We start from the raw sequence: 13,328 nt of genomic DNA, 5'->3' as shown, positions 1-13,328 counted from the left end.
CCACGACAGCGGCCGCGCGACAGGAGAGACGCAATGGCCACGAACACCGCCACAGAGGAATACCCGGAAATAGCCCTGACCCGCAGGGACGGGCTGAAGCTGGCCGGCCTCGGCATCGCCTCGGTAGCAACCCTGGGCGTGGGAGTGGGCGGAGTCCGGGCCGTCACCAACGGCGCCTTCAGCGCCGGATCCGGCGATCCGTACACCCTCTGGCACGACTGGAGCGCGATGACCGGCATCGAGCGGGTGGTCGCCGCCGGAGTCCTCGCCTGCAACCCGCACAACACGCAGCCCTGGCGAATGATCGTCGACGGCGATGTCATCGACGTCCACTCCGACCCCAGCCGGCGGATGCCGCTCAACGACGCCAGTGGCCGCGAACACTTCGCCGGCCTCGGGTGCGCTGTCGAGAACATGGTGATCGCCGCCGGATCGGCCGGCTCGACGTCGCAGGTCACCCTCTTCCCGGACGGCCTGGCATCGGACCATGTCGCGCGCATCGCACTCAGGAAGGACCGCACCAGGCAGGACCGTGACCTCGCCGCCGCGATCCCGCACCGGCACACCAACCGCGGCCCGTACACGTCCACACCCGTCGACCTGAGCGGCTTCACCGAGCAGAGCTCCCGCATCGACGGAGCAAGCGTGCGGTGGGTCACCGACAAGGCGGCACGTGAAAAGTTGGGCCGGCTCTACGTCGAGGCCACCGAGGCGATCACCGCGGACACCGCCCAGTCGGCCGAAGCCTTCGCCTGGTTCCGCAGCTCGCGCAGCACCATCGACAAGCACCGCGACGGTCTCACCCTCGACGCTCAGGGCCTCGGCGACCTGGCCCTGTTCGCCGCGAAACTCCTGCCCGCGCAGTCCCGCAAGGACGGCGACGCCTACTGGGTGAAGGCCACCCGCGGGGTGCACACCGCGACCGCCGCCGCCTACGGCGTGATCACCGTCGACGACGTCACCGACCGAAGCGCCCAGGTCAACGGTGGACGGCTGCTGGCCCGGATGCACCTCACCGCGACCGCACTCGGCCTCGGCCTGCACCACATGAACCAGATCACCGAACGCATCGACCGCGACACCGCGGCCGGCAACCCCGATGTCTTCTCCGCGCGCTGGGCCGCCCTGCTCGGCCGCCCCGCCTCGAGCGGCCTGCTGTCCTTCCGTATCGGCCGCCCCGAGCGCACGCCGGGCCTCAGCCCGCGCCGCAGCCTCGACGACGTCGTGACGACCTGACCCCTACCGGTACGGCGAGTCCCACGGCGCCGCCCGTCCATCCGTTTCGTTCAAAGGAGGTTTCCCATGCCCAACTCCAGCATTGCGGAGCAGACCGGCGGACCGGTGCGCACACTGCGCCCCGGTGCCGTCCTGGCCGTGACCTGCCTGGCACTGGCGACCGTCGTATCGGCGATGGCATCGCTGAGCGTGGCATTGCCCGACGTCGCCCGCGAGACGCACGCCAACCAGACCCAGCTGTCGTGGATCATCGACGCCTACAGCCTGATCTTCGCTTCGTTCCTGCTGTTCGCAGCGACCCTCGGCGACCGCTTCGGCCGTCGCAGGGCATTGCTCGGCGGCGTCGCCGTGTTCGGCGGAGTATCGCTCGCCGCGACCTTCACGAACGAGCCGGGCGTCCTGATCGCCCTTCGTGCGGTGCTGGGCGTGGCAGCCGCGTTCGTCATGCCCGCCACGCTGTCCACGATCACCAGTACGTTTCCCCGAGCCCAGCAGGCGCGTGCCGTCAGCATCTGGGCGGGGGTAGCGGGCGCCAGCGCCGCTCTGGGACTGCTCGCCTCCGGAATACTGCTCGAGGCGTGGTCGTGGCGATCGGTTTTCTGGCTGAACACCGTCATGGCCGCGGTGGCGTTCATCGGCACCTACCTCTTCGTGCCGGAGTCCGCGCAGCCGGACAAGCAGCGCATCGATGTGACCGGAGCGGCTCTCACCGTGGCGGGACTGGGCGTGCTGGTCTACTCGGTCATCGAGGCGCCCGAGCACGGCTGGGGCAGCACGCGCACCCTGGCAGGCATAGCCATCGGGCTCGCCGTCCTGGCCGCCTTCGTCGCCTGGGAGCTCAGGCACCCGCACCCCCTGCTCGACCCGAGGCTGTTCCGCCACAAGCTGTTCGCGGCCGGCTCGATCTCGACCACACTGCAGTTCTTCGCGTTCTTCGGGTTCATCTTCGTCACCATGCAGTACCTCCAGCTGGTGCGCGGTGACAGCGCCCTGATGGCCGCGGTGAGCGTGCTGCCGATGTCCGCGGCGATGATCCCCAGCGCCCGCCTCAGCCCGCTCCTGGTCGCCCGGCGAGGCATGCGAGGCCCCTGGACGGTCGGTCTCGTCCTGGTCACCACCGGCCTGGTCGTGCTGTCCCAGCTCGACGCCGGCAGTTCGTACTGGCTGGTCGTGGCCGGACTCCTGCCGCTCGGTGCGGGCATGGGCCTGGCCACGACCCCGGCCACCGCGGCCATCACCGACGCCCTGCCGCCACGTCTGCAGAACGTGGGATCCGCCGTGAACGACCTGTCACGCGAACTCGGCGGCGCCCTGGGCATCGCCGTCCTCGGCAGCCTCCTGAGCGCGCAGTACCGTGACTCCCTCGACACCGGCGGCCTCCCCGCCCCGGTCGCCGACGCGGCGCGCTCCTCCCTCGCCGCCGCCAACCACATCGGCCACGCCACGGGCAACCCGGCACTGATCGACGAGGCCCGCGACGCCTTCGCCTCCGGCATGCAGCTCTCTCTCATCGGCGGCGCCGCGACCACCCTCCTGGCCGCCGTCGTCGTCACCCTCCTGCTGCGCCGTCCCGCCAAGCCCGGCACGGACCGGGGAGAGACGCCGAACAGCGGCACACACCGCGACACGGCGAAGTCGACCGCGTAGCCACCGCCAACTGCCCGACAGCCACCACGACGTACGGCGCGAGGGCCGCACCCCGATGCCCCCGCGCCGTACCAGGAAGGAACCGGTCATGACGTCGCCGCAACCTCAGCCGCTCCACAAGTCCCACCCTCCGCAACTGCCCGAACCCCTGGTGGCCCTCACCCGGGCCTCCTCCCTGCTGGGCAGAGGCGGGACCGGGCTGATCGTCACTGCCCTCGCCAGGGGCCCAGCCGACGTCGCCCAGCTGCGCGAGGGCGTCTCCGGCATCAGTGAAGGCGCGCTCACCCGGCGTCTGCGGGAACTGACCGCTCTCGGCCTCGTGACCCGAACCGCCCACTCGGGCACACCCACAAGCACCGTCTACACGCTCGCCTCCCGCGGCAAGGCCCTCCTCATCCCCCTGGCCGCCTTGACCGTCTGGGCGGAGGACCACCTCTCCGCCAACGCCTCTGGGGGCAAGGCCGGTCGCGGATGGCAGCCGGGGCAACCGGCTCAGGTTCCTGGCCCCGACCGGCGCCTTACGCACGCAGCTGATCGAGGCCGCGTCCGTGAAGGACGTGAAGGTGAACAGACGGCGAGGCCGGCGCCGCGAGGGCTTCGTGACAGCAGGCGCGAGCGAGCCTCGCTGCGAGCGTCACGCCTGGGGAACCGGGAAAGCGCCTCGATGAACTTCGCCCCCGGCACCCGATCCCGCCTCACTTGAAGGAGTACAGATGCCCACGCTCGATCGTCACGACGACGTCTTCGTTCTCGACCTCGGAGACGGCGAGAATCGCTTCCACCCCGACTGGCTCGCCTCCGTCGCCACCGCACTGGACAAGGTCGAGAAAGAGACAGGCCCGTGCGCTCTGGTGACCGCCGCGGAGGGAAAGTTCTACTCCAACGGCCTGGACCTGGACTGGCTGCTCGCGCACCTGCACGAGCAGCCCGACTACGTCGTCCGCGTCCAGGAGCTCTTCGCACGCATGCTGTCCCTGCCGGTGATCACCGTTGCGGCTCTGCAGGGACATGCCTTCGCGGCCGGAGCGATGTTCTCCCTCGCTCACGACTTCCGCATCCTGCGCGCAGACCGCGGGTACTGGTGCCTGCCCGAGGCGGACATCGACATCCCCTTCACCCCTGGCATGTCCGCACTCATCCAGGCACGGCTGGGCCCGCACACCGCGCACCGGGCCATGCTCACCGCGCACCGCTACGGCGGAGCCGACGCGGTGACCGCCGGCATCGTCGACCGAGCGGTCGCCGAGAACGACGTACGTACGGCAGCCATCGCACTGGCCCAGTCACACGCAAGCAGAGCGGGAGTCACCCTCGGCACCATCAAGGCCCGCATGTACGCCCCGGTCCTGAGCGCGCTGCGCGACACCACCCTTCCCCTCAGATGAAGCGCCGTACACGCCATCGTGCCGGCCGGTGCGGGCCGTTCGGCGAAGCAGCGCGGGTGGGGCACACCGCCGGCAGCGTCCCACCGCTGCCGCAGGCCTCAAGGTCCACCTCACCTGTGCGGACCACGGAACTTGTGGCGCCCCTTGGCACCCGGCATGTGCGAGCCGCTGTGACGGCTTCGAGGTGCAGAAGGCGCACTGCGTCATCCCGGCCTCACGACCTGGGGCGAGCGTGACGCTGCCTGTGCCGGCAGAGGCCAGGCCCAGGCAGCGTGGGGGAGGGGAGGGTGCCGGTCATCCCTCCGTGGCGATGCCGGCGGAGTCGTCGGTGGTGTTGCGGGGGCGCCGCAGGAGGAAAGCGACCGATACCGCACCCAGGACGGCTGCCCCTGCTCCGGTGATGAGAGCGAGGTGCAGACCGGAGGCGAAGGCGTCGCGGGCCTCATTGACCAGGCCGGTGTTTCCTGTCCTGGTGCCGACGATGTTGGCTGCGGCGAGAGACGAGCGGGCTGCCTCGGCCACGTGAGCCGGGAGCCCCTCGGTGTCGAGAGTGTTGCGGTAGCCGGCGTTCAGCGCACTGCCGAGCACGGCGATGCCCAGGGCGCCGCCCAGTTCACGGGACAGGTCGTTCACCGCAGAGCCCACATTCTGCAGGCGGGCGGGCAGCGCGTCGGTGATGGCCGCGGTGGCGGGCGTCATGGCCAGCCCCATACCGGCGCCCAGGGGAATGAGCCCCGCCACGATGAGCCAGTAGGAGCTCGTCTTGTCGAGCTCGGCGAGCACACTCAGACCGACGGCGACGGCGATCAGCCCTGCGATCCAGGGACGGCGAGCGCCGACGCGTGCCGCCAGCTTCGGAGACAGCCGGGCGCTCGGAATCATCGCTGCGGGCATGGGCAGCACACTCAGGGCGGCGATCAGCGCGCTGTCGCCTCGTACGAGCTGCAGGTACTGCATGACGACGAAGATGAACCCGAAGAACGCGAAGAACTGCAGGGTGATCGACAAAGTCCCCGCGGCGAACGGCCTGTTGCGGAAGAGCCGCGGGTCGAGCAGGGGGTGCGGGTGCCTGAGTTCCCAGGCGACGAAGGCGGCCAGGACGGCGAGCCCGATGGCTATGCCTGCCAGGGTGCGCGTGCTGCCCCAGCCGTGCTCGGGCGCCTGGATGACCGAGTAGACCAGGATTCCCAGGCCGACGACCGTAAGCGCCGCGCCGATCGTATCGACGCGCTGCCTGTCCGCTTCGGCCGACTCCGGCACGAAGACGTAGGCGCCGATGAACGCCACGACCGCCAGAATCACGTTCACCCAGAAGACGGACCGCCAGGACCACACTTCAAGCACGGCCCCCGAGGTCAGCAGCCCCAGTATGGCGCTCGCTCCCGCGACTGCCGCCCAGATGCTGACCGCGCGTGTCCTTTCCTCGCGGGGAAAGGTGCTGGTGATGGTCGAGAGCGTGGCGGGCATGACGAAGGCGGCCGCCACCCCCAGCAGAGCCCGCAGGGCGATGAGAACCCCGGGTTGCGAAGAGAAGGTCGCCGCGACCGAGCCTGCTGCGAACAGAGCGAGGCCGCCCAGCAGGGCCCGGCGCCGGCCGAACCGGTCGCCCAGGGTCGCCGCCAGCAGCAGGAGGGCGGCGAACACCAGGCTGTAGGCGTCGATGATCCACGACAGCTGCGTCTGGCTCGCGTGGGTCTCACGGGCGATGTCCGGCAGGGCCACATTCAGCGATGCCATGGCCGATACGACGGTTGCCAGAGCCAGGCACGTGACGGCCAGTACCGCGCCGTGGCGCACTACTTTGTGACCTTGTGCTGTGAGGCCTCGGTTCATGAGAGGCGTCCTTTCCCGCTGGACAGAGTGCGCTGGTGCGGTGGGCGGATTCCATGGCGCGATGTCATGGAAGTGCGGCGTGGGCAGGCAGCGCAGTGTGTGTAGCGCGCGGAGCGCGCAGTTGGTTGGGCCGGGTGCTGACCGATGCCGGCGATGCGGGCCCCATCCCGGTGCCCGGACGTGCGGCACGGCGAGGGGACACGGTCGCCAACAGGTGTTGGCCAACTGCCGTTGACATTAATGCACCCGTGGGGATGGAAAGTCAACGCGCGGTGGCCTACATTTGTTGGCATGACAGCAGACACTCCAGAAACCCCCCCGGGTCCGCGACGCTCCGACCGCACGCGGACAGCGATCCTCGACGCCGCCCGCCAGCGCTTTGCCGCACAGGGCTTCGAACGCACGACGATCCGAGCCGTCGCGGCCGACGCAGGCATCGACCCGTCCATGGTCATGCGCTACTACGGCAGCAAAGCCCAGCTCTTCGACGCCGCCCTCGACATCGACCTGCGCCTTCCGGACCTGTCCGCCACCCCCGCAGAGGAACGCGCCGAAGCCCTCGTGCGGCACTTCCTGCACCGCTGGGAGCACGAGGGCGCCGACGACGCGCTGCTGCTGCTTCTGCGATCCGCCGTCACCAACGAGCAGGCGGCGCACCGCATGCGGGAGATCTTCGCGGCCCAGGTCTCCCCGGCCCTCGGCCCCGCAACCAAGGACAACGTCGGCCTGGTCTCCGCCCAGCTCCTCGGCCTCGCCCTCACCCGCTATCTGCTGCGCATCCCGGCCGTAGTAGGCATGACGCCTGAAGAGATCGTCGCCGCCTACACGCCGGCCGTCCGGAGCGTCCTCGAACCGCAGTCGTCCGCCCGTTGAACAGACAGGCAGACCGGACGACGGAACCGCTCGGAGCCTCCAGGCGGTGCCGTCGGCCACCTCGTGTCCACCGCCGCGGGGCCGAAGCGCGGGCGGTCAGGTCGCCTCTGTGTGCGGCGGCCTTCACGGCGTGACGGCGCTTCCTGTGAGCAGTGCGGTCCTGCCAGGTCGGCCCAGCACGAAATCGAGCAGGGGCGGCGAGGACGGTGCACGACCGCTTCACGCCGGAGCGGTGCGGCCGCCGAAACAGGAAGCTTCCTCCTGCGGCCTCGCGGACCTTTCCCGCGTGCATAGCCGTGTAGTCGCGTGATGCGTCTACAAGAGCGTGGGGCTGCTCGGCGGCCCCGTTCCGGCCGAAGCGTCTTCGGGACGGTCCCAGATCGGCGGCGAGCTCCCTGATGCGTCGCTGCCGGACGCGATCGGCACAGCGCGGCCGCGGCCACCTCGTACCCGGCGCAACCACCCTGCAGGACCACGAGATCTACGTTTCCAGATCGACCCGGTGCCTCGTATGTGTGTCTGAGATCAGAGCCAGCGCCTCCTGTGAGACGTAAGCCCCCGGCCGCCCGGATGGGCAGAGATTACTCATCTCCGCTTCCCCGGCTCACGGTTGACTGACTCTGCTTGCCCGAGCAACCGGAGCGGTGAGGGCGGCCGGCGTGGAACACCCCTCAGTGCGGGGCCCGGACTCCGGCCGCTCCCGGTGATGCCGGCGGACCGCCGAGACGGCCGGGCGGCCGGTTCCCGCTGTACGGCGCCGCGCGATGGCTGAGCCGGCCCGCAGCACTGCACGACATCCGGCTGTGCTGCTCGACCACTCCCGCCCTGCGGGCAGTAACCAACTCCGCCGCGACGGAACAGCATCACAGAAAGAAGAAGATCAGCGCGATGAACAAGCTCATAGGCCCCCTGTGCGCAGTGTCGACAGCCGTTGTTCTGGCGGTCATGCCGACTACGGCGCAGGCAGCCGGAACCGAAGACGGCGCCCCCCTGGTGGCCGCCGAGAACGAGATCATCGACCGGCTCGCGACACTCGGCTGGCCAGGACAGGACCCGGAGAACTTCTACCCCGGTGCTCTCGACCACGCGGACTCCGCCACAGCCACGGTCACCTGGGGCACCCCCGGGAATCCCAGCTCCTATCAGGTCGAGGCCAAGTGCGCGCAGTTCCTCACCGCCTCGATGAGACATGCCTACTCCTGGGCCACCGACACGTGGTTCACCTCCGGTATCGGCTTCCGCAGCCCCAGCTCGGAGCAGTACTACGACGCCTTCACCGACACGTCCGCCGGCGGTGCGCTCGATGACATGAGCGATCACATCAGCCGCCCCTCCGCACAGCGGGTCAGCGACCTGCATGCGGGTTCCGTCATCGCGGTGAAGTACCTGGACGGCTCGGACGGGGGCGCTACCGGGCACATGATGGTCGCGCAGTCCGTGACACCCTTCGAACGCGACGGCGACAGCGCCACCCAGGAGTACGCAGTCAGGGTCTCCGACAGCACCTCCGCCCCGCACGGCGTCGCCTTCTCATCCAAGACGTCGCCGCACTGGGCGTTCCGGGACAGCCGGGTCGAGGGCTCTGCGGGACTTGCCACGAAGGAATGGAGCGGCGCCGGCCGGGGAACGATCTTCATCCAGGCCGACGCGGTCACCGGCAGGCCGACCGGTCACTGGTGGGGCCGCAACGAGGCCGCGTTCCACACCGTCGCCGACCGGCCCATGGTCTTTGTCGACATCACCCGCTGAGCCTGCGGGGCGGCGGCAGCGGCGCCCAGCCGCGGTCGTCGCCCCCGGCCGCCCGCTGGGCGCCGGCGAGGCGTGACCTGGGGTTTATGAGCACCTACGCGCCGCACGAGGGGTTCCGCCCGTGATATTCAATGGTGATGAATAAATCTCGTGGACGTCCGCGTGGAGGCTCCGACGCCAAGGAGAGGATTCTGGCAGCGGCGAGGACGGCGTTTTTGCAGCGCGGCTACAACGCGACGACGATGCGAGCCGTCGCGTCGGCAGCCGACGTGGACCCGGCCCTGATCAGCTATCACTTCGGCTCCAAGCAAGGGCTGTTCGGTGGGGCGATGGCGCTCGGGATCAGCCCGGGCCAGGTGATGGCGCGCATGCTCGAAAGTGATCCCGAGCAGATGCCTCAGCAGATCATCCGGGCTGTCCTGGCCGTATGGGACGATCCCGAACTCGGCGGTTCGCTGACGCTGCTGGTCACCCAGGCCCAGCGGGATCCGGCGCTCCTGCGTGCGTTCCGCGAGTACGCCGAGCGGGAACTGACCGCCCGGCTGGCGGAACGCATCGGCGGAACCGATGGCGCAGAACGAGCCGGCGCCGTGCTGACGACGACTCTCGGACTGATCTTCAGCCGTTACGTTCTCAGGCTGAACCCGATGGCCGCCATGGACTCCGAGCGGATCGTCGGCCTCCTGGCTCCAGGACTTGGTGCACTTCTGCGTCCGGCCCGATACGCCGATGAATGAGAGAGCCGGGGCGGCGGGAGCCGGCGCAATCCTAGACGCCGCCGCTCGCCCGTAGGCCGCGTGAAGCACGGCGTGACGCCCTGCCCGGACGGTCCGTTGCGCCAAAGGCTCCCCTCGCTTCCGGCCCGGCCGTGGCGCTGATGGCCGCACGCGAGGCTCAGCAAGGCTTACTACGGTACGGACGGCCAGATCAGCAAGCCGACCGCCCAGGAGTACGAGGAGATCACCAGCGGCCACGGCCACCACTGACCGCTTACACAGACCCACCCATGGCCGGCCCGCGGCCGACGCCTCCACCAGCCGCAGGCCGGCCCGCCAGGCAGTCAGCCGTCGCACGAGATGCCATGGCCGGAGAGGTGGCCTGTGGCCCTATTCCCGCGCAAGCCGGAACTCGGCCATGAGCAGGCCGGGCGCCCGCTCGACGGTGCCGACACGGGTGAAGCCGAGACGCTCATAGAGAGCGATGGCCGGACGATTTTCCGCGCCCGTGCTGACCAGCGCCTGCCCGGTGGGGGCCAGCTCGGTCAACAGGTGATCGAGCAGCCTCAGAGCCAGACCGCGGCGAAACCATTCCGGATCGACGCATACCCGCTCGATGTCGATGCCGTCTTCCCCCGCCAGGCGACGCCAGGCAACGAAGGCGGCAAGGTGACCGTCACGCGTCGTCATCCCGAGCCAACGCAACGGCTGGGCCTGCATCTCCTCCAGGCTCTCCAGGAGAGCGGGTATTGCGTCGAAACCGATCAGCGCGGACTCGACCGCATACGACCGGCGGCCGGTCAGGTGCACCGCTGTCGCCGTCGCCACATCCGTCAGGTCCAGCTCGCTGACGAACACAGCCGGAGCGCATTCACTGCCCCCGAGCCGCTCGAGATGAGACTCGACTCTGCTGTATGAACGCATGACATGCCTTGCCGTAGAGGTCTGAAGGTCAGCGACAGCCAGTGTGTCGCGGCCGGCATGCAGCACCGGAGCAAGAGGCACTCATGTGCCCACGATCCGCCGCTGCGCAGCCGACTATCCGGTGTCCGACTGCAGCCCGGTACCCCCGGGTTGGTGACGACCGTGGCAACGTCGCACCCAAACGCGGGGCGGCCGTTGGCTTTTGCGGACAGGCCCCCTGAACGTCAGAGGAAGGACGCGATCATCTGCCGGTCTTCGGCGTGCGTGGCGCGACAGCCCGCAGCGAGTACATGATCGGCAGGTAGGTGTCGCTGAAGGGGAACCGGTAGAGACCGTCGGCGCCTCGAGGCAGGATGTGGCGGCCATCGGATTCCGTCTCCGTGTGCTCTGCCAGCCGTTCCACAACCAGGCCCGCCGAAGCGGCGGCAGTCACGATCTCACCGACCGAGTAGGGGTACTGCACCGTCTGCCGTGGCGCTGTCACGACGCTCGGATCTGCATACGTGCCGGTCAGAGCGACGTACTGAGCCTCGCCGCCGCCGTAGGGCCAGTCGGCTACGAAGGGTTCGAAGCTGAGGACGGTCTGGAAGGCCGGATGAATGTCCACCAGGATCAGCCGGCCTCCCGGCCTGAGCGCCCGCGCGGCCCCTCGCATCCACGCGTCGACATCCGAGATCCAGGACAACACACCGTACGTGGCGACGACGACGTCGAACCCGGCCGCAAGGCTGTCGGGCAGGCGCTGGGTGTCCGCCACGACGAAGTCCGCGACCAGTCCCGCCTTTTCGGCGAGGGCCCGGGCACGGGTGATCGCTACGGGGGAGAAGTCGACTCCGGTGACCCTCGCGCCCAGGCGGGCCCAGTTCAAGGTGTCCATGCCGAAGTGGCAGTGCAGGTGGAGCAGATCCTTGCCCGCTACGTCACCGGCCAGTTCACACTCGATGCTGCGCAACGTCTGCTGACCGCCGAGAAACGCCTCCACGTCGTAGGACTGATCGGTGGCTGTCGTACCGTGGGTTTCGGCCAGGGAATCCCACAGCGCCCGGTTGGCGACAAGCCCCTCAGCGTGCACGTCTCTGCGCGCGCCGGCTTCCTCAACGCCGAAGTCGTCCTCTGCAGCCATCGCGAACCTCCTGTTCCTGGCCGCACTTGCGTGCGGTCCCACCTGCCGGGATTCTTCAGGACGCAAAAGCACCCCCACATGAGTAGGAGATACTCGGCCGGAGCGGAAGCTGCTCGCCCGAGTGTGCTGAGTACTCCGGCGCGGACAGCCGGCCCCGACACGCCTCCCGCCCTCGGAAGACCGTCCTGGTGACCGGCCTCGTTCCGGGTTTGAGTACTACTTGCTCAGTCGCCCCAGGACTGCGCGACGTCTCCTGGAAGAGTCACCCAGCAGCTCTCCGAGGCCGTGATCACCATGACTTGCACCGCACCTCCCACCGCCGCCAGGACGACAGAAGACGCCGTCGCCCTCGCCGCGACCGGAGATTCCACGCCGGCTCGGACCGCCGGCGCGTGGAGGCTGCCGCTGCAGTGCGGTCCGCCGGTAAGCGCTCTCGTACCGCTCGGGCAGGGACGGGCCCGGCCATGGCCCCGGCCACCGCGGTCTCACGTTGTCGTCACGTCTTTGCTCCGCCGTACGGACGCGAGCGGCCACGGCGCAACCGGTGGGAACCGTGTCGTGATCCGCAGGCCGGTGCGGTAGCCGGCCGCCCCGGTCATCGTCCGGCCGCCCGTCCATCTGGAAGGTCACACCACCCCGGAGATCCGCGCACCGAGCCAGGAGGACAGCGATGCACGAGCCCCTCAAAGCAGTAGCCCTCACCGCAGCCGTAGCCGGCGTGCTGCTCGCCGCTCCCATCGTCTCGATCGTCGCGGCGAGGGCGGCAGTCCCGGTCCACATGGACGACGGTGCCGCACTGCCCGATGCAGAGCACGAAATCGTTGATCGGCACGACGGCACCGGCTGCCGCTATGACAACGCGGACGAATTCCCTCCCCGCGCGGTCGGCCACCCGGACGGCACCACGGAAACGGTCACTTGGGCAACGGCCGGGGAAGACACGGTCGTCTTCCGCCCGGGTAACGCGACCGGTCTGTCCTACGGCTGCTGGTGGAGTCCCGACGAGGCCGCTCTGCATACGGCCGGCGATCGTCCCATGATGTTCGTCGAGGTCACCCGGACCGAGTGATCCCCCGGCGCATGACGGCCGCGCAGAGGCTCCGACCGGAGCTGAGTGCCGAGGGTTTGCGTCCACCCCCTGTGAGCGGCTCGCCAGATGACCGTCAATACCCGACAAGGATGACCGACCCATGACTCTCGTCACGCTCAACGACCTGCACACCGCCCGTCAACGCCTGGAGCCAGTGCTCTCACGTACCTCGCTGCTCAGGGCTCCATGGGCCTCCTGCGAACATCGGTCTCTCTTTCTGAAACCAGAAAACCTGCAGATCACCGGCTCGTTCAAAATACGTGGCGCATGCAATCGACTGTCGCGGATGTCCGAGGCACAGAAGGCCCGCGGCGTCATTGCACGATCGAGCGGGAACCACGGCAAAGCACTTGCCTACGCGGCCCGGCAGGACGGCGTGAAAGCAACGATCGTCATGCCCTCCACGGCCGCCAAGGTGAAAATCGACGGGGTCCTGGAGTACGGGGCCGATGTGCACTTCGCTCCCCCCGAGGAGTGCCCGGCCCTCACTGAGCAGTTGGCCGCGGAACACCGCTATGTGATCGTGCCGCCCTTCGACGACCTGGACATCATCGCGGGCCAGGGAACGGTCGGCCTCGACATATCCGATGAAGCGCTGGCTGCGGGACTCGACATCGGCACGGTGCTGGTTCCTGTCAGCGGAGGCGGACTGATCTCAGCTTGGTATTTATCCTCGCTGCCGTTTCAGGCGGATGTGTTCGGTGAGGGTTTCGGCTCGTTTCACGGTCTTCCCGGGCTCATGGCGTGGGGCT

Annotated in this window: 12 protein-coding genes; 9 read left to right on the top strand and 3 right to left on the bottom strand. The window is 69.1% G+C overall.

What is annotated here, in order from left to right:
- Window positions 1-33 precede the first annotated feature (33 nt).
- The 4 genes from ACIRRY_RS47960 to ACIRRY_RS47945 all read left to right on the top strand — a co-directional run bounded on the left by ACIRRY_RS47960 (window position 34) and on the right by ACIRRY_RS47945 (window position 4,268).
- Window positions 34-1,236: an Acg family FMN-binding oxidoreductase gene (locus tag ACIRRY_RS47960; RefSeq protein WP_403986164.1), complete on the top strand. Its 1,203-nt coding sequence runs from the start codon at window positions 34-36 to the stop codon at window positions 1,234-1,236.
- A gap of 66 nt (window positions 1,237-1,302) precedes the next feature.
- The gene (locus ACIRRY_RS47955; protein WP_403986161.1) at window positions 1,303-2,883 is read left to right on the top strand and encodes an MFS transporter; all 1,581 of its coding nucleotides are present in this window, start codon (window positions 1,303-1,305) and stop codon (window positions 2,881-2,883) included.
- A gap of 55 nt (window positions 2,884-2,938) precedes the next feature.
- Complete coding sequence (locus ACIRRY_RS47950; protein WP_403986158.1) at window positions 2,939-3,586, top strand: winged helix-turn-helix transcriptional regulator; 648 nt, start codon at window positions 2,939-2,941, stop codon at window positions 3,584-3,586.
- Window positions 3,587-3,596: 10 nt separating this feature from the next.
- Window positions 3,597-4,268 (top strand): enoyl-CoA hydratase-related protein, encoded by a 672-nt coding sequence (locus tag ACIRRY_RS47945; protein ID WP_403986155.1) that lies wholly within the window; start codon window positions 3,597-3,599, stop codon window positions 4,266-4,268.
- A gap of 294 nt (window positions 4,269-4,562) precedes the next feature.
- On the opposite strand, the gene ACIRRY_RS47940 is transcribed toward ACIRRY_RS47945, so the two are convergent.
- Complete coding sequence (locus ACIRRY_RS47940) at window positions 4,563-6,005, bottom strand: MFS transporter (protein WP_403986152.1); 1,443 nt, start codon at window positions 6,003-6,005, stop codon at window positions 4,563-4,565.
- 387 nt (window positions 6,006-6,392) lie between these two features.
- Here ACIRRY_RS47940 and ACIRRY_RS47935 point away from each other — a divergent pair, with 387 nt between their 5' ends.
- The 3 genes from ACIRRY_RS47935 (at window position 6,393) to ACIRRY_RS47925 (ending at window position 9,460) form a co-directional block, all read left to right on the top strand.
- Entirely contained in the window at window positions 6,393-6,974 is a 582-nt protein-coding gene (locus ACIRRY_RS47935) for a TetR/AcrR family transcriptional regulator (RefSeq protein ID WP_403986149.1), read from the top strand.
- An 888-nt stretch (window positions 6,975-7,862) separates the two neighbouring features.
- On the top strand, window positions 7,863-8,723 hold the full coding sequence (locus tag ACIRRY_RS47930; protein ID WP_403986146.1) for a hypothetical protein: 861 nt from the start codon (window positions 7,863-7,865) through the stop codon (window positions 8,721-8,723).
- Window positions 8,724-8,854: 131 nt separating this feature from the next.
- Complete coding sequence (locus ACIRRY_RS47925) at window positions 8,855-9,460, top strand: TetR family transcriptional regulator (RefSeq protein WP_403986143.1); 606 nt, start codon at window positions 8,855-8,857, stop codon at window positions 9,458-9,460.
- A 369-nt stretch (window positions 9,461-9,829) separates the two neighbouring features.
- Here ACIRRY_RS47925 and ACIRRY_RS47920 read toward each other — a convergent pair whose 3' ends face one another.
- A complete protein-coding gene (locus ACIRRY_RS47920; protein WP_403986140.1) occupies window positions 9,830-10,297 on the bottom strand; it encodes a GNAT family N-acetyltransferase in 468 nt (155 codons plus the stop codon).
- A gap of 307 nt (window positions 10,298-10,604) precedes the next feature.
- The gene (locus tag ACIRRY_RS47915) at window positions 10,605-11,486 is read right to left on the bottom strand and encodes a class I SAM-dependent methyltransferase (protein WP_403986137.1); all 882 of its coding nucleotides are present in this window, start codon (window positions 11,484-11,486) and stop codon (window positions 10,605-10,607) included.
- Between the two features lie 670 nt (window positions 11,487-12,156).
- Between ACIRRY_RS47915 and ACIRRY_RS47910 the strand changes: the two genes are divergently transcribed.
- Window positions 12,157-12,555, top strand: coding sequence for a hypothetical protein (locus ACIRRY_RS47910; protein ID WP_403986134.1), 399 nt, complete (start codon window positions 12,157-12,159; stop codon window positions 12,553-12,555).
- A gap of 121 nt (window positions 12,556-12,676) precedes the next feature.
- Window positions 12,677-13,328: threonine/serine dehydratase (locus tag ACIRRY_RS47905; protein WP_403986131.1), on the top strand; the 652-nt coding region annotated here is incomplete at its 3' end.

Origin of the sequence: Streptomyces sp. NPDC101776 (genome assembly GCF_044766845.1) — a bacterium.
In the GTDB taxonomy this organism is placed as follows: domain Bacteria; phylum Actinomycetota; class Actinomycetes; order Streptomycetales; family Streptomycetaceae; genus Streptomyces.
This window is presented reverse-complemented; position numbering and strand designations above follow the sequence as displayed.